The organism is Prevotella sp. HUN102 (assembly GCF_000688375.1).
GTDB lineage: Bacteria > Bacteroidota > Bacteroidia > Bacteroidales > Bacteroidaceae > Prevotella.
Window position 1 is genome coordinate 681,542 of sequence record NZ_JIAF01000004.1, and the last position, 15,197, is coordinate 696,738.

General features: G+C 45.9%; 13 protein-coding genes and 1 pseudogene. 11 read left to right on the forward strand and 3 right to left on the reverse strand.

All coding sequences use genetic code 11. The annotated features are described in order from the left end of the window. Positions 1-69 precede the first annotated feature (69 nt). The 5 genes from P150_RS0107800 (at position 70) to P150_RS0107815 (ending at position 4,311) form a co-directional block, all read left to right on the forward strand. Entirely contained in the window at positions 70-351 is a 282-nt protein-coding gene (locus P150_RS0107800) for a hypothetical protein (RefSeq protein WP_155952971.1), read from the forward strand. A gap of 271 nt (positions 352-622) precedes the next feature. After that, a complete protein-coding gene (locus P150_RS0107805) occupies positions 623-1,312 on the forward strand; it encodes a fumarate reductase (protein ID WP_028897201.1) in 690 nt (229 codons plus the stop codon). A 30-nt stretch (positions 1,313-1,342) separates the two neighbouring features. Then, positions 1,343-3,325 carry a fumarate reductase/succinate dehydrogenase flavoprotein subunit gene (locus P150_RS0107810; protein ID WP_028897202.1) on the forward strand — a complete coding sequence of 661 codons (1,983 nt, stop codon included), beginning with the start codon at positions 1,343-1,345 and terminating at the stop codon, positions 3,323-3,325. Between the two features lie 114 nt (positions 3,326-3,439). Further along, positions 3,440-3,571, forward strand: a complete 132-nt coding sequence (locus P150_RS17095) for a four helix bundle protein (protein WP_255327180.1) — start codon at positions 3,440-3,442, stop codon at positions 3,569-3,571. Beyond that, positions 3,556-4,311, forward strand: a complete 756-nt coding sequence (locus P150_RS0107815) for a succinate dehydrogenase/fumarate reductase iron-sulfur subunit (protein WP_028897203.1) — start codon at positions 3,556-3,558, stop codon at positions 4,309-4,311. Before P150_RS17095 ends, P150_RS0107815 begins: the two co-directional genes overlap by 16 nt. A 187-nt stretch (positions 4,312-4,498) precedes the next feature. Here the strand turns inward: P150_RS0107815 and P150_RS0107820 are convergent, their stop codons facing one another. Then, on the reverse strand, positions 4,499-5,791 hold the full coding sequence (locus tag P150_RS0107820) for a hypothetical protein (protein ID WP_028897204.1): 1,293 nt from the start codon (positions 5,789-5,791) through the stop codon (positions 4,499-4,501). Between the two features lie 41 nt (positions 5,792-5,832). Beyond that, entirely contained in the window at positions 5,833-6,057 is a 225-nt protein-coding gene (locus P150_RS0107825) for a hypothetical protein (RefSeq protein ID WP_028897205.1), read from the reverse strand. A 13-nt stretch (positions 6,058-6,070) separates the two neighbouring features. On the opposite strand from P150_RS0107825, the gene P150_RS17575 reads away from it, so the two are divergent. From P150_RS17575 to P150_RS0107855, 6 genes are all read left to right on the forward strand, one after another. Continuing rightward, positions 6,071-6,244, forward strand: a complete 174-nt coding sequence (locus P150_RS17575; RefSeq protein WP_155952972.1) for a hypothetical protein — start codon at positions 6,071-6,073, stop codon at positions 6,242-6,244. An 827-nt stretch (positions 6,245-7,071) separates the two neighbouring features. Then, the gene (locus P150_RS0107835) at positions 7,072-7,863 is read left to right on the forward strand and encodes a M15 family metallopeptidase (protein ID WP_369793334.1); all 792 of its coding nucleotides are present in this window, start codon (positions 7,072-7,074) and stop codon (positions 7,861-7,863) included. Positions 7,864-7,962: 99 nt separating this feature from the next. Then, the gene (locus P150_RS0107840) at positions 7,963-9,258 is read left to right on the forward strand and encodes an SAM-dependent methyltransferase (protein WP_197018062.1); all 1,296 of its coding nucleotides are present in this window, start codon (positions 7,963-7,965) and stop codon (positions 9,256-9,258) included. Between the two features lie 205 nt (positions 9,259-9,463). Further along, the gene (locus P150_RS0107845) at positions 9,464-10,615 is read left to right on the forward strand and encodes a hypothetical protein (protein WP_028897208.1); all 1,152 of its coding nucleotides are present in this window, start codon (positions 9,464-9,466) and stop codon (positions 10,613-10,615) included. Between the two features lie 97 nt (positions 10,616-10,712). Beyond that, entirely contained in the window at positions 10,713-12,680 is a 1,968-nt protein-coding gene (locus tag P150_RS0107850; RefSeq protein WP_028897209.1) for a DNA topoisomerase IV subunit B, read from the forward strand. A gap of 95 nt (positions 12,681-12,775) precedes the next feature. After that, positions 12,776-14,365 carry a S41 family peptidase gene (locus P150_RS0107855; protein WP_028897210.1) on the forward strand — a complete coding sequence of 530 codons (1,590 nt, stop codon included), beginning with the start codon at positions 12,776-12,778 and terminating at the stop codon, positions 14,363-14,365. Positions 14,366-14,594: 229 nt separating this feature from the next. Here P150_RS0107855 and P150_RS17100 read toward each other — a convergent pair. Next, a pseudogene (locus tag P150_RS17100) lies at positions 14,595-15,016 on the reverse strand (YitT family protein); the annotation flags it as partial. Between the last annotated feature and the right edge of the window lie 181 nt (positions 15,017-15,197).

A 15,197-nucleotide genomic window follows, 5' to 3' on the forward strand; every position in this document is an offset into this window, starting at 1 on the left:
CAATGGGTAAAAGATGAGTTTCCATTCTTGCGAAGATTGCGTTCCATTTTTGCGAAGAATGCAGCGCAAATGACCGAAGATTGCAGCGCATTCTTCGCAAGATTGGAAAACGGGCGTCTCGCAGTTGGAAACGACGGTCGTCCTGATGAGCCGCTGCTGCTGTTCCTTTCCCTGATTTCTGACTTATTCCGAACTCGGAAAGGAGCGATAACGGACAGGCTGATCGGCAAGTTTGCCACCCTTGTTATCGCAGCGTGCGATGATGTTTTTGGGTCTGCATATTGTCGTTTTATCCCTGTAAATAAGTGTAAAAATGTAAATATGTCCGTGGTTTCTTATGTGTTAGTGTAACAGGTATTACTTATTGGTTTAACTGATAGAATGATACGGCTTGTTTAGAAAGTGTCAAGATAAGCGTTTTTGGGCTTAAAAGCGTTCCGATTTTTGCTAAATATTTTTGAACTATCATTAAATTATAGTATTTTTGCATCGCATAAAGACTGCCTGAATACCAATATATGAGTATTGGAAGACGTGGGTGGTCGGTTGTTGATGCCCAGAAGCATTATGCCGAAGTGGAAATAATTCTAACAGTTTAAATATTTTAAAAATCAAAACATTTATGTGGTTAATCAATTCTTCTATTGGTAGAAAAGTTGTGATGTCTGTAACGGGTATCGCGCTTATTCTATTCCTGACATTCCACATGTCGATGAATCTTGTTGCGTTGTTCTCCGGCGAGGCATACAACATGATTTGTGAATTCTTGGGTGCCAACTGGTATGCGGTTGTTGCAACTGTGGGACTCGGTGCTCTGACCGTGGCTCATATTGTGTACGCATTCATCCTCACGGCGCAGAACCGTCGTGCCCGCGGTAGCGAACGCTATGCCGTAATCGGTTCAAGCCCTAAGGTGGAATGGGCATCAAAGAACATGTTGGTATTGGGTATCATCATCCTCTTGGGTATGGTACTGCACTTGTTCAACTTCTGGTACAATATGATGTTTGCCGAAATTTTCCACATCGCAGACCCGTTGGGAAATCCTGCTGATGGTTTCGGTTACATCAAATTGACATTCTCAAATCCTGTTTATGTAGTACTCTACGTAATCTGGATTGCGGCAATCTGGTTCCACCTTTCACACGGTTTCTGGTCGGCTATGCAGACTGTGGGTGTGAACGGTAAGGTATGGTTCAGTCGTTGGAAGATGATTGGCTTGGTTTACACCACTCTTCTTATGCTCGGCTTCTTGGTAGTTGTGCTTGCATTCGCATTCGGTTGCGCTCCAAGCCTCTGCTGTGCTGCTTAATTCATAATACTATAAAGAATATATAAGGTTATGGCTAAAATATTAGATTCAAGAATTCCAGAAGGACCAGTAGCTGAGAAGTGGAGCAATTACAAGGCTCACCAGCGTTTGGTTAATCCTAAAAATAAATTGAAGCTCGACGTTATCGTGGTAGGTACAGGTCTGGCAGGTGCCAGTGCCGCTGCCTCACTCGGCGAAATGGGCTTTACCGTATATAACTTCTGCATACAGGACTCTCCCCGTCGTGCGCACTCTATCGCCGCACAGGGTGGTATCAATGCTGCAAAGAACTATCAGAACGACGGCGACTCTGTATACCGCCTGTTCTACGATACCGTGAAGGGCGGCGACTACCGTGCTCGTGAGGCCAACGTGTATCGTCTGGCAGAGGTTTCAAATGCCATCATCGACCAGTGTGTGGCTCAGGGCGTTCCTTTCGCACGCGAATACGGCGGTATGTTGGCAAACCGTTCCTTCGGTGGTGCGCAGGTTTCCCGTACTTTCTATGCAAAGGGACAGACCGGTCAGCAGCTTCTGCTCGGTGCTTACTCTGCACTCAGCAAGCAGGTACACGACGGTCGTGTGAAACTCTACACACGCTATGAGATGGAAGATGTGGTTATCGTGGACGACCGTGCCCGCGGTATCATCGCAAAGAACCTTGTAACCGGTAAGCTCGAGCGTTTCTCTGCCAATGCTGTGGTTATCGCTACGGGTGGTTACGGCAATGCCTACTTCCTTTCCACCAACGCTATGGGCTGCAACTGTACGGCGGCTATCCAGTGCTATCGCAAGGGTGCTTACTTTGCTAACCCTGCCTACGTTCAGATTCACCCAACCTGTATTCCGGTACACGGCGACAAGCAGTCTAAGCTCACATTGATGTCAGAGTCGTTGCGTAACGACGGCCGTATCTGGGTGCCTAAGAAGATTGAAGACGCAAAGGCATTGCAGGCGGGAACAAAGAAGGGTTCTGACATTCCCGAGGAAGACCGCGACTACTACTTGGAGCGTCGCTATCCGGCGTTCGGTAACTTGGTGCCCCGTGACGTTGCTTCGCGTGCCGCTAAGGAGCGTTGCGACCACGGTTTCGGCGTGAACAACACCGGTCTGGCCGTGTTCCTCGACTTCTCTGAAAGTATCAACCGTCTTGGTTTGAACGAAATTCTCCAGCGTTACGGCAACCTCTTCGATATGTATGAGGAAATCACTGACGTGAATCCGGGCGAACTGGCAAAGGAAATCAACGGTGTTAAGTATTATAATCCAATGATGATCTTCCCTGCTATCCACTATACAATGGGTGGTATCTGGGTTGATTATGAATTGCAGACAACTATCAAGGGTCTCTTCGCAATCGGCGAGTGCAACTTCTCTGACCACGGTGCAAACCGTCTTGGTGCGTCTGCGCTGATGCAGGGTCTTGCAGACGGTTACTTCGTATTGCCATACACCATCCAGAACTACCTCTCTGATCAGGCTATCTGGGCGAAACTCCCGACAGACCTTCCTGAGTTTGAGGCAGCCGAGAAGGGTGTTCAGGACGAAATAGACCGTCTGATGGGCATTCAGGGCAAGCGTTCTGTTGATTCAATCCACAAGGAGTTCGGCCGTATTCTCTGGGAATATGCAGGTATGGGTCGTACACTCGAGGGCTTGAAGACCGGTCTTGAGAAGATGAAGGAACTTCGCAAGGAGTTCAACACCAACCTTTTCATCCCGGGAAGCAAGGAAGGACTGAACGTGGAACTCGACAAGGCTATCCACCTCCGCGACTTCATTCTTATGGGCGAACTCATCGCTAACGACGCTATCTCTCGCAACGAGAGCTGCGGTGGCCACTTCCGTGAAGAATACCAGACCGAGGAAGGCGAGGCAAAGCGTGATGATGAGAACTATTTCTACGTAGGTTGCTGGGAATATCAGGGCGACGACACAACTGCTCCTGTGCTCATCAAGGAACCACTTGAATACGAAGCTATCAAGGTTCAAACACGTAACTATAAGAATTAAGTATAGGTGAGGTAACGAGTTCACAAGTAAACAAGTTTACAAGTAGATTACTTTGACCGTATTTACTGGTTCGTTAAACTTTGTTGGGTTATCGTTTCTACGCATAAGGATTTAATTGTCTGGCAAAAGAGCATTCTTTTAGTAAAGAGAATCTACCAGACAACAAAGTCTTTTCCCAAAGAGGAAAACTCTTGTCTCCTTGTTTACTTAACATTAAAAATCAAATCAAAATGGATAAAAATATAAGTTTCACACTTAAGTTTTGGCGTCAGAATGGTCCTACTGCACAAGGACATTTTGATCAGCGCGAGATGAAGGACATCCCAGGCGATACTTCATTCCTCGAAATGCTTGATATCCTCAACGAGCAGCTCATCGAAGAAGGTCAGGAGCCATTCGTATTCGACCACGACTGTCGCGAAGGTATCTGCGGTATGTGTTCACTCTACATCAACGGTCATCCACACGGACCTGCTAACGGTGCTACTACCTGTCAGCTCTACATCCGTCGTTTTCAGGATGGCGATGTTATCACGGTTGAACCTTGGCGTTCGGCTGCATTCCCAGTTATCAAGGACTGTATGGTAGACCGTAGCGCATTCGACAAGATTATTCAGGCAGGTGGTTACACGAGCATTCGTACCGGTCAGCCACAGGATGCCAACGCAATCCTCATTTCAAAGGAGGCCGCAGACGAGGCTATGGACTGCGCTACCTGTATTGGTTGTGGTGCTTGTGTGGCAGCTTGTAAGAACGGTTCGGCAATGTTGTTCCTTTCTTCCAAGGTCAGCCAGTTGGCATTGCTCCCACAGGGCAAGCTCGAGCGTGCTAAGCGTGCCAAGAATATGATTATGAAGATGGAGGAACTCGGTTTCGGTAACTGTACGAACACACGTGCCTGCGAAGCTGAATGTCCAAAGAACGAATCCATCGCCAACATTGCCCGCCTGAACCGTGAGTTCATCAAGGCGAAACTTGCCGACTAATTTCATTCCTTCGGAAAACCTTTGCGCTCCGAAATGAAATCAAATGATATGAAAATCCCGTAACTCCAATGAAGAGTTACGGGATTTCTTCTTTTATCATTAATAGAACTTTAATGCTTGCGACAAACTGCGGCTGGGTAAAAACATTAAAAAGCCTGCTTCGGGAACGAAGCAGGCATTAATCTGATTACCATTTATCAGGCCAACGGAAATTATCCTTTTCTATGGCTACAACTTCGTCTTTGGTGTACAGCTTATTATCGCAGCCCAAATATTTGTCATAATACTTATACCACATTCTGCGATAGAGGTATTGAATCTTTCTGGTGCGCAGTGCTTCCTCTACATCTTTTACGTCAATAATTCTAGTTTCTGTGTAGTAACTTTCCGGATCAACTGGGAAAATGGCATCATCGCTTGCAACACGCCCCTGTGCATCGCACATTACCGGCATCCAGCGATAATAGTTTTCTTCATCTTTGCAAATGACTTCTTGTGGGACTTCGTTCTGATTGCCCCATCTATGTTTTTCCAAATACTGAACAGCTCCTCTGGTGTATCGCTTAGAAGAAGTGGCATCTGCCCATTCGTTTTGTCGGTGATAATAATAGGTGTAGACACCTTGATTTAACAGACTGTCTTTCGCACACCACCAGTCTATGATTCTTCCTGTAGAATCTCTTACTTCTCCTCCATCCTTATTATACACTTTGGGTTCCCCCCAACTTAGTAAAAACAAAATATTATTAATATTATTAGAGATTCCACAATCTTCTTCCCTCATCTTTCTTGAGCTGATCAGTTTGCCAACACTTAGCTTCTTGCCTTTCGTATTATATCTTACCTTGCGGTAATAATCTTTATATACTAAGCCTGAATATATAAAACTGCCGAGTTCAGCCATACTCCCAGGAGATTCCTCAAACGACTCCACCACTTTTCCCTTTTTATCGCAGAACACTTCTTCCCACGTATAAAAAGTAGAATCGCTATCAAAGCCGATTGTTCCCTCTTCTTCCTTAAATATATTATAAGTTAGTTCCTTAGACTTACCTGTTTCTAAGGATAAATATTCTATGCCTGCACCACCACGATTATCGAAGACTTCTGTAACCATTGCACGTCCATCCGGGGATATATGATGTTTGTAATACACAGATGTCTTAATAGTAAAATTCGTTTTACACGTATCTATATTAACCGTTGGAAGGGCAGAAGGATCAAAGATATAAAGGAAAATTTCCCAGTCTTTCTTTTTACGCATATTGCGCACCCATTGCGAATCATGTCCGTCTTGATGCTTATTGTAGAGCACCCAGTCGCGTTTGACAGAATAGGCAATTACCTTGCCGCTGTCCTTTTCTAATTTTGCACGCCATTTCTCCCAAGCCTTTGGAAAGCCGTGTTCATCATTGTCGGCATAACAAGAAATGCTTGAAAGCAAAATAACCACAAATAAAATAAATGGTTTAAGTTTCATAAATAGGATAAATTTAAAGTGAAAAAATAAGCATTGAGGAGTTATAAAAGATTCGCTCTCTGCCTGATAGTTATAAATAAAATGGTCTGATTCCGGTCGATGTACATACTGCCGTAGTCGGCTTCGAGGTAATTGTTGCAATAGTCGTTGAGAATCTTCCGGTAGTTGATGCGACCATTTACACCCGATGGTGCAGACAGTGCAGAACCTACGAAAACAAAGCTCAACAGACATCCCAGAATAAGGGAAGAGATAAACTTTTTCATTTGCGTTAGATATTTGATAGAATTTAAAAGCGCAAAAAAAGCGTGGTATGCTGTTGTTACCACGCTGAGGCTCTGGACTGCCCTTAATAAAGTAACAGACAGCAATCCACGCCAGAAGATATATCGTCCCTTTGGTAAGGGTACAATACTCTCTCACGTGAACGTACTTGTCCATTATCCTTATTAAGTTGAAATTGTCCAGATTTCAAGCGTGGATAACGAGCAAACGCTCTTCGTCAATAAAATTCAGGGAACAGCATCGGTAATATTATTACAATGCATCCCCTACTTGTCTACTATCCGTGTTCAAAGACAGAGGAATAAATCCTATTCTGCCGAATTGTACGGTATAGTGTTGCAAAGATAGTGAAAAAAAAGATAAAGACAAGTTTTTCTTCGGTTTTTATATTGCTGATATTTGGAGAAATTTACAAGTTTACGAGTAAACGAGTTTACAAGAGGACAAGTAGATAAGTTTACGAGTGGACGAGTTTATAAGTTTACAAGGGAGCCGAGTGGCAGGTAAATAACTTCTGTATGTTCAAAAGACAACGGATGGATAACGTCTGAAATGGTTTGGAAATAAAGATATTTACTTCTTAATCGATTCACTTCATACAAAGAAATGAAGTTGAATGAAAAGCTGTTTGTAAGTGCTTGAAAATCAAAGAATAAAAAACGTTATTCATTTTTGCGAAGATTGCAGCGCATTCTTCGCAAGAATGCGCTGTAATTGTGCGAAGAATACATTGCAATCTTCGGTTACTTGCAAAACGTGTTTTTATTTGCTTGCATCCGTCATTGTTTCTTATGTGTGGGGAAGGGGGGGATTAACCTGTAGTTTCGGTAGTGTTTGCTTCTGTTCTTGTTGTTATGAGTGTTGGCAAAAGACGCATTCCATTTCTATAAAGAAAAGGAATTAATTTTGTTTGTTGCCTTGTTTTTGCGTATCTTTGTTGAGAAAATAGCGTATCGGGGTAGATATTCTACCGTGTTTACGAATCAGATAAAGGAATAATGAACAGAAACTGGATTGTATTGTTGGCACTTATCCTATGTGCCTGCACGTCGAATGCTCAAAAAACAACAGGGAATGCTGCCGCATCGGTTAAGACAAAAGCAGCATCAACAGGTGGTAATGCCCAAAGAAAAGCTGTATCGCCTGCCGGATTGCGAATGGCCGGTCAGGGATTGGTGAATATAAAGGATGTGGAGCCGAGCATAAAGGTGGCACTGATGTATGCCCGTACCGATAATTTTTGCCGAAAAGTGCTTTATAAGGACTTGCGCGAGGCATATATGCTGCCCCGTTGTGCCGAAGCATTGAAGGAAGCGCAGGCCGAACTGAAGCGGCGCAGACCGGATTTGAGCCTTTGCATCTTTGATGCTACGCGCCCGATGAGTGTTCAGCAAACGATGTGGGACGAAGTGAAGAATACCAATCACAGCTTCTACGTGAGCAATCCGGCCAATGGAGGAGGGATGCACAATTACGGAATGGCGGTGGATATCAGCATCTGTAAGGCCTCGTGGAAAGAAAGCGAATGGAAGGACGGTGCGCAACCGTGCAGAATAGACACGCTGCCGATGGGCGTAAGGGTGGACCATATGGGCTATCAGAGTCACATCGACAAGGAGGAAACGCTGCTTGCAAAGGGCATTCTCAGCAAAGAGAGCCTTGAAAACCGTCGGCTTCTCCGAGCAGTGATGGAGTCGGCAGGCTTTATGGCACTCAGAACGGAATGGTGGCACTTCAACCTTTGCACGAGAGCGTGGGCAAAGAAGAATTTGAAAGTAGTGAGGTAAAGCTGCCGGGAATCGGTTCGCCTTTTTATGTCTTCCGGAGAAGAAGAAAACGATACAAATTGGCGAATTTTATATGATAGATAAAAGCTGAAAACGGATATGAGTGAAGATTTGAAAAACGACAATATACAGAACGTTTCGCCTTCTTTTCTTTCGGAATGGGGCGAAAAGGAGAGGCTTTTCTGCCTTTCGCACTGCACCTCGTCCGTTCGTTCCCTCGCACTCCAAGCCTCCAAGTATCCTGATATCAATATGCCGTTTGCGCTGAATCAGATTGCAGGGTGGCAGACTGCGTGCAGAAAACTGCCAACTTGGGCCGGGAAAGAGGGGATAATCTATCCGCCGCATCTGTCAATGGAGCAGTGCTCTTCGGAACAGACGGCACTGTATAAGGAAAAACTTGCCAAGCGACTGGCACAAGCGTATATTGACAATGAGGCGAATAAAACCGAAGAGGACGGTGTTTCGGCAGGTTTGGCCGCATCGTCGTTCGTGGATTTAACCGGAGGGTTTGGCGTGGATTTCTCGTTTATGGGGCGGAACTTCGTATCGACGTATGTAGAGCAGCAGCCCCATCTCTGCGAAATAGCCAAGAATAATTTCCCGTTATTGGGTCTTGAACGCACAACGATTGTGAATGCAGACGGCGTGGAATATCTGCGTCAGTTGGATTTCAGCACGATAATCTATCTGGATCCTGCAAGAAGAGACTGCCACGGTGGGAAAACGGTGTTCATCAGCGACTGTACTCCCAATCTTATAGAGCTGAAAGACGAACTGATTGGCAAAAGTGGATACACCATCGTGAAACTTTCGCCTATGCTGGACTGGCATAAAGCAGTAGAGGAACTGAATGCCGAGGCCGACATAGTGCGCGAGGTGCACGTGGTTTCCGTTAAGAACGAATGCAGGGAACTGCTTTTCGTTCTGGGTAAAGGCAGTGCGGCGTTGCGGCTTCATTGCATAAACGATACTGAATGCCTTGTGGTGAATGCTGAAAGTGGATTGAGGGAATCGGTTTGCAGCGAAATCAAGCCCGGACAGTTCCTCTATGAGCCGAATGCGTCGGTAATGAAGGCGGGATGTTTCGGAGAACTGTCTGTCCGTTACAACGCCAAAGCCGTGAGCCAGAACTCGCATTTGTTTGTTTCCGACGGATTCATCGAGGATTTTCCCGGCCGAAAGTTCACGATAAAGACGGTTTCATCGTTCAATAAAAAGGAACTGAAACAGGCGTTGAATGGCATCAAGGCAGCCAATATCGCCACCCGTAACTTCCCTGTGAGCGTTGCAGAATTGCGCAAACGCCTGAAGTTGAAGGATGGAGGCTCGTGTTATATATTTGCAACAACGGATGCAAGAGGCGAGCATTTGCTCCTGATTTGCGAGAAATAAGCGTGCAATTCTTCTCAAGTCTTTTTTTTGCAATGGGAGAGCATTGCACGGCATTGATATAGATTAGGGTATTGGCTTGCGCCTGTAATCCATCTTCAGTTTGTAATCTCTTAATTAACACCAAAAACTAAGGGTAAATTTGGTATTGTAAAGGTAATTCATTACTTTTGTACGTTTAAAGAATAAAAAACCTAATTAAGGAAGAATGTCATCAGTTCAGATAAAGAAAGTCGAGACTAAGAAAGATCTCAAGGCTTTTATAGAATTTCATTACGACCTCTACGAAGGCAATGAATATGATGTGCCTAATTTATATAGCGACGAATTAAGGACTTTGTCGAAAGACAAGAATGCTGCTTTCGACTTTTGCGAAGCTGATTATTTCCTTGCCTATAAGGATGGTAGGCTTGTCGGACGTGTGGCGGCAATCATCAACCATAAGGCGAATGAAACTTGGAATCGCAAGGATGTCCGTTTCGGTTGGATAGATTTCATCGACGATTTGGAAGTTTCGGCAGCATTGTTCAAAGCTGTGGAAGACTTCGGCCGCGAACGTGGTATGCAGGACATCGTAGGACCTCTCGGATTCACGGATATGGACCCTGAAGGTATGCTTACGTGGGGATTCGACCGACTGGGAACTATGCCCACTATCTACAACTATGCTTATTATCCGCAGCATATTGAAAAGCTCGGTGGATGGGAAAAGGACAACGACTATCTGGAATTTCTCATCAAAGTGCCGAATGAAGTGCCTGAAAAGTTGACGAAGCTCTCTGCAATGATAGAGAAACGATATAATCTCCACGTAAAGAAACTTACGAAGAAGGACATCTTCGAGGGTGGCTATGGCAAGAAACTCTTTCAGCTCATCAATGAAACATACAGGGATATCTATGGTTTCTCGCAATTAACAGACCGTCAGATAGACCAATATATCGATATGTATTTCCCGATGGCCGACCTTGACCTGATCACTGTCATTGTAGACGACAATAAGGATGGTGCCATTGCCGGTATGGGAATCACGATTCCGTCGTTGAGCCGTGCATTGCAGAAGTGTCGCCGCGGTCGTTTGCTGCCCTTCGGTTGGTGGCACGTGCTGCGGGCAATCAAATACAGCAAGACAGAGGGCGTAGACCTGCTTCTTCTTGGTTTCCTTCCTGAATACCGTTCAAAGGGTGCGAATGCGCTTCTCTTCAATGATCTCATCCCACGTTATGTGAAGCGTGGCTTCAAATGGGGCGAAAGTCAGGTGGAAATGGAGAGCAACTCGGGCGTGCAGAGTCAGTGGAGTATGTTCGATACAGAGAACCATAAGAAGAGAAGATGCTATCGCAAGGCGTTGAGCAAATAAGCGGCAGGGCGTGTTGAACTCATCGATATCCGTCATCTGTCCCTTTGGGAAATATCAGTCTTCCATCCTTCATCATTCAATATAAAACAGCCTATAAATGGACAATTCATCAACATCCAATATTCAAAACCCGACAACGGTTGAATACACCGACGACAATATCCGACACTTATCTGATATGGAGCACGTTCGCACGCGTCCCGGTATGTATATCGGGCGATTGGGCGACGGAAACTTGCCTGAAGACGGTATTTATGTGCTTTTGAAGGAAGTCTTGGACAACTCTATCGACGAGTTCAAGATGAATGCTGGCACACGGATAGAGATTGATGTGGACGAAAATCTGCGTGTCTCCGTGCGCGACTATGGCCGTGGTATTCCACAGGGCAAGCTCGTTGAGGCCGTGTCGGTATTGAATACAGGTGGCAAGTATGATTCCAAGGCGTTCAAGAAGAGTGTCGGACTGAATGGTGTCGGCGTGAAAGCCGTGAACGCATTGAGTTCCCGCTTTGAAGTGAAGAGCTATCGCGATGGCAAGGTGCGTGAACTGTCGTTCGAGAAAGGCAATCTTCAGAGCGACAAGACTAAGAAATCCACCGACGAGAACGGTACTTATATCTTCTTTGAACCTGATAACACCTTGTTCAAGAATTACAGTTTCCACGATGATATCGTAGAAACGATGCTTCGCAACTACACCTATCTGAATACAGGACTGACGATTATGTACAACGGTCGCCGAATCCTGAGCCGACACGGCCTGAAAGACTTGCTGACAGACAATATGACGGTGGATTCTCTTTATCCAATCGTTCATATGAAAGGCGAGGATATCGAGATTGCCTTCACGCATACCAACCAGTACGGCGAGGAATACTATTCATTCGTGAATGGACAGCATACCACGCAGGGCGGTACGCATCAGTCTGCATTCAAGGAACACATTGCGAAAACCATCAAGGAGTTCTTCGGGAAATACGAATACGGAGACATTCGTAACGGTATGGTGGCTGCTATTGCCGTCAATGTGGAGGAACCCGTGTTTGAATCGCAGACAAAGATTAAGCTGGGCTCTACGCAGATGTCGCCCGACGGCGAGACCATCAATAAGTTCATAGGCGACTTCATCAAGACAAATGTAGACAACTTCCTGCATATCCACAAGGAAGATTTCACGGATATTCTGGAGAATAAGATTAAGGAGACAGAGCGCGAACGCAAGGCGATGGCCGGTGTTACGAAGTTGGCGCGCGAGCGTGCGAAGAAGGCAAACCTCCATAACAGAAAGCTGCGCGACTGTCGCGTGCATTTCAGCGATGCAAAGAACGACCGCAAGGAAGAAAGCTCTATTTTCATTACTGAGGGCGACTCTGCGAGCGGAAGCATCACGAAGAGCCGCGACGTGAATACGCAGGCAGTATTCTCATTGCGAGGCAAACCGTTGAACTGTTTCGGCTTGACGAAGAAGGTGGTTTACGAAAACGAAGAGTTCAATCTGCTTCAGGCGGCACTCGATATTGAAGACGGACTCGACACGCTGCGATATAATAAGGTGATTGTTGCCACCGATGCCGATGTAGACGGTATGCACATCCGTCTTCTTATCATCACTTTCTTCCTCCAGTTCTTCCCGGAACTCATCAAGAAAGGCCACGTTTACGTGCTTCAGACCCCACTTTTCCGTGTGCGAAACCGTAGAACGAAGATAGCAAACAAGCAGATAATCGAAGAAATAGATGCCCGTAGAACGAAGGGAGAGAAGAAGAGCGATTTCGTAACGCTTTATTGCTACAACGAAGAGGAGCGTCTGAATGCCATCCGCGACCTCGGTCCTGATCCGGAAATAACCCGATTCAAAGGACTTGGCGAGATTTCGCCCGATGAATTTGCTCATTTCATAGGACCTGATATGCGCCTTGAGCAGGTAACATTGCATAAGAACGATCAGGTACAGAAACTCTTGGAATACTATATGGGCAAGAACTCTATGGAGCGTCAGAACTTTATCATCGACAATCTCGTGATAGAAGAAGACCTTGCCGAAGAAACTGAAGAGATTGCATAGGAATTACATTAAGTTCCTATCTCTTCCAGAACGTGCATTGGAGCGTGTATCGGTTTTTGAAGATGCACTTTAGTAAAACAAAACAACAAAAACGAATGAAGAAATTACTCTTATTATCCATACTTGCCGCATTGATTCCGACGCTGGCAAACTCTCAAATCAATTTCAAATTCGGCGGAGATTCGCCCCTTCGCAAGATGCAGATGGCGGAAATTGCCATCAACAATTTCTATGTGGACGAGGTAAACGAGCAGAAATTGGTAGAAGATGCCATCAGGGGAATGCTGGAGAAACTCGACCCACACTCCACTTACACGGATGCAAAGGAAACAAAGGCTATGAACGAGCCTTTACAGGGCGACTTCGAGGGCATCGGCGTGCAGTTCAATATGATTGAAGACACGTTGGTTGTAATTCAGCCCGTAGTGAACGGACCATCGGAGAAAGTCGGGATTATGGCAGGCGACCGTATCGTAATGGTGGACGACACCCTCATTGCAGGCGTGAAAATGAACCGTACAGACATTATGAAGCGGCTCCGAGGCAAGAAAGGCACAAAGGTAAAGCTGGGAATAGTGCGGCGTGGCGTGAAAAACAGGCTGACGTTCATCGTTACCCGTGCCAAGATTCCTGTTCACACGCTGAATGCTGCCTATATGATTCGTCCGGGAATCGGTTATATCCGTTTGGAGAGCTTTGGCGCAAAGACCCACGAAGAGTTTATGACTGCCGTGGATTCTCTGAAACGAAATGGTATGAAAGACTTGATTTTAGACTTGCAGGACAACGGTGGAGGCTATTTGCAGTCGGCTGTTGAGATAGCCAATGAGTTTCTGCAAGACAACGATATGATTGTCTATACCGAAGGCAGACGCGTTACACGCCACAACTACAAGGCGCGAGGAAACGGTCGTTTGAAGGATATTGGCGTTTACGTGTTGGTAAATGAATTTTCGGCATCGGCGGCAGAGATTGTCTCGGGCGCATTGATGGACAACGACCGTGCCGTTGTCATCGGTCGCCGCACTTACGGCAAGGGGCTTGTTCAGCGTCCGTTCGACCTTCCCGACGGAAGTATGATTCGCCTCACGGTAGCCCATTACTATATTCCGAGCGGCCGTTGCATTCAGAAGCCTTACAAGAAGGGCGACCTGAAGGACTACGAGATGGATTTGGAGAACCGTCTGAAACACGGCGAACTGACCAATGCGGACAGCATTCACTTCGATGATTCGCTGAAATACTACACCGTGCGCAAGCACCGTCCTGTCTACGGCGGCGGCGGTGTGATGCCCGACTATTTCGTTCCCCTCGACACGATGAAATACACCCGTTTCCATCGCCAGCTTTCAGCCAAGAACATCCTGATGGACGAATATCTGAAATATGCTGATGCGAACAGGAAATCGCTCAGATCCAAATACAAGTCGTTTGAAACCTTTGCCCGTGAGTATAAAGTGCCCGTAAGTCTGACGGACAGAATGGTGGCAGAGGCCAAGAAACAGAAGATTGAACCGAAGGACGCAAAGGAACTGGAGCAATCGCTGAACTATATAAGGCTTCAGATTAAGTCGTTGGTGGCGCGAGACATTTGGGATATGAACGAATATTTCAGGGTTTGGAACGAGGAAAGCGACATTGTGAAGAAAGCACTGGAGGTAGTTGGAAAGCCAATGCCCGACTGATAGCATTTTAAGATACGGGAAAGCCCCACAGATTCTCTATGAGTCTGTGGGGCTTTTCCGTATAGTTGTCTCGCCGATTGCATTGAATTTGCCTGACGCTTTGTACTTTCTTGCTGAATTGAGGGGCTTCTTGTCAGCTTGTCAAGTCGTTACCTTGTAAACTTATCCACTTGTAGCCTCGTCCACTTGTTCACTTGTAAACTTGTCTCCTCGTAAACTAATCCCTTCATCAATTATTCTTGCGCTTCACTTTGAACTTCTCGAAGCCCTGTCCGAACACGCCCATAACCTGACTCTGTGTTACGAATGCGTGAGGATCAATGTCGTCTATCATTCTGTGAAGGATGCCTGCTTCGCGCTGGCGTGTAATGGCAAGAATTATCTTGGTATTAGTGCCTGTGTAATAGCCCTTGGCATCGATGAGCGTACAGCCGTGATGGGGTGGGTTGGCAGTAATTGCCTGACAGATTTCCTCGTAGCGTTCGGAAATGATGAGGAACTGAACCGACCGGCGTTCACAACCTGATCGAGCACGAAGGAAGTGATGATGAGGCAGACGTAACCATAGATTACCTTCTCGAAATCGTGAACCACGAAGTAGCTCAGCGACACGATAGAAGTATCCACCAGTACGTGGAGTACCGGAAGGGAGCGCTCCGACGGATGAAAGATGTAGAGTGGAGGAGGGATGAAAAGAGGCTGTTTTGTAGTTTTACGGACAGTTTGCAGGAGATAAAGACTAGTTTTTTTGGTTTGAATTGTATTTTTTTGATATTTTGATATATTCTTTCGAAGAATATGCGTACCTTTGCACACGCTTGTATGACATATT

Excerpts from the sequence above, each read along its gene's own strand:
- P150_RS0107845 (WP_028897208.1), top strand. The coding sequence starts at position 9,464 with ATGTCATCAGTTCAGATAAAGAAAGTCGAGACTAAGAAAGATCTCAAG.
- P150_RS0107840 (WP_197018062.1), top strand. The coding sequence starts at position 7,963 with ATGAGTGAAGATTTGAAAAACGACAATATACAGAACGTTTCGCCTTCT.
- P150_RS0107825 (WP_028897205.1), bottom strand. The coding sequence starts at position 6,057 with ATGAAAAAGTTTATCTCTTCCCTTATTCTGGGATGTCTGTTGAGCTTT.
- P150_RS0107805 (WP_028897201.1), top strand. The coding sequence starts at position 623 with ATGTGGTTAATCAATTCTTCTATTGGTAGAAAAGTTGTGATGTCTGTA.
- P150_RS0107850 (WP_028897209.1), top strand. The coding sequence starts at position 10,713 with ATGGACAATTCATCAACATCCAATATTCAAAACCCGACAACGGTTGAA.
- P150_RS0107800 (WP_155952971.1), top strand. The coding sequence starts at position 70 with ATGACCGAAGATTGCAGCGCATTCTTCGCAAGATTGGAAAACGGGCGT.
- P150_RS0107815 (WP_028897203.1), top strand. The coding sequence starts at position 3,556 with ATGGATAAAAATATAAGTTTCACACTTAAGTTTTGGCGTCAGAATGGT.
- P150_RS0107855 (WP_028897210.1), top strand. The coding sequence starts at position 12,776 with ATGAAGAAATTACTCTTATTATCCATACTTGCCGCATTGATTCCGACG.
- P150_RS0107810 (WP_028897202.1), top strand. The coding sequence starts at position 1,343 with ATGGCTAAAATATTAGATTCAAGAATTCCAGAAGGACCAGTAGCTGAG.
- P150_RS0107820 (WP_028897204.1), bottom strand. The coding sequence starts at position 5,791 with ATGAAACTTAAACCATTTATTTTATTTGTGGTTATTTTGCTTTCAAGC.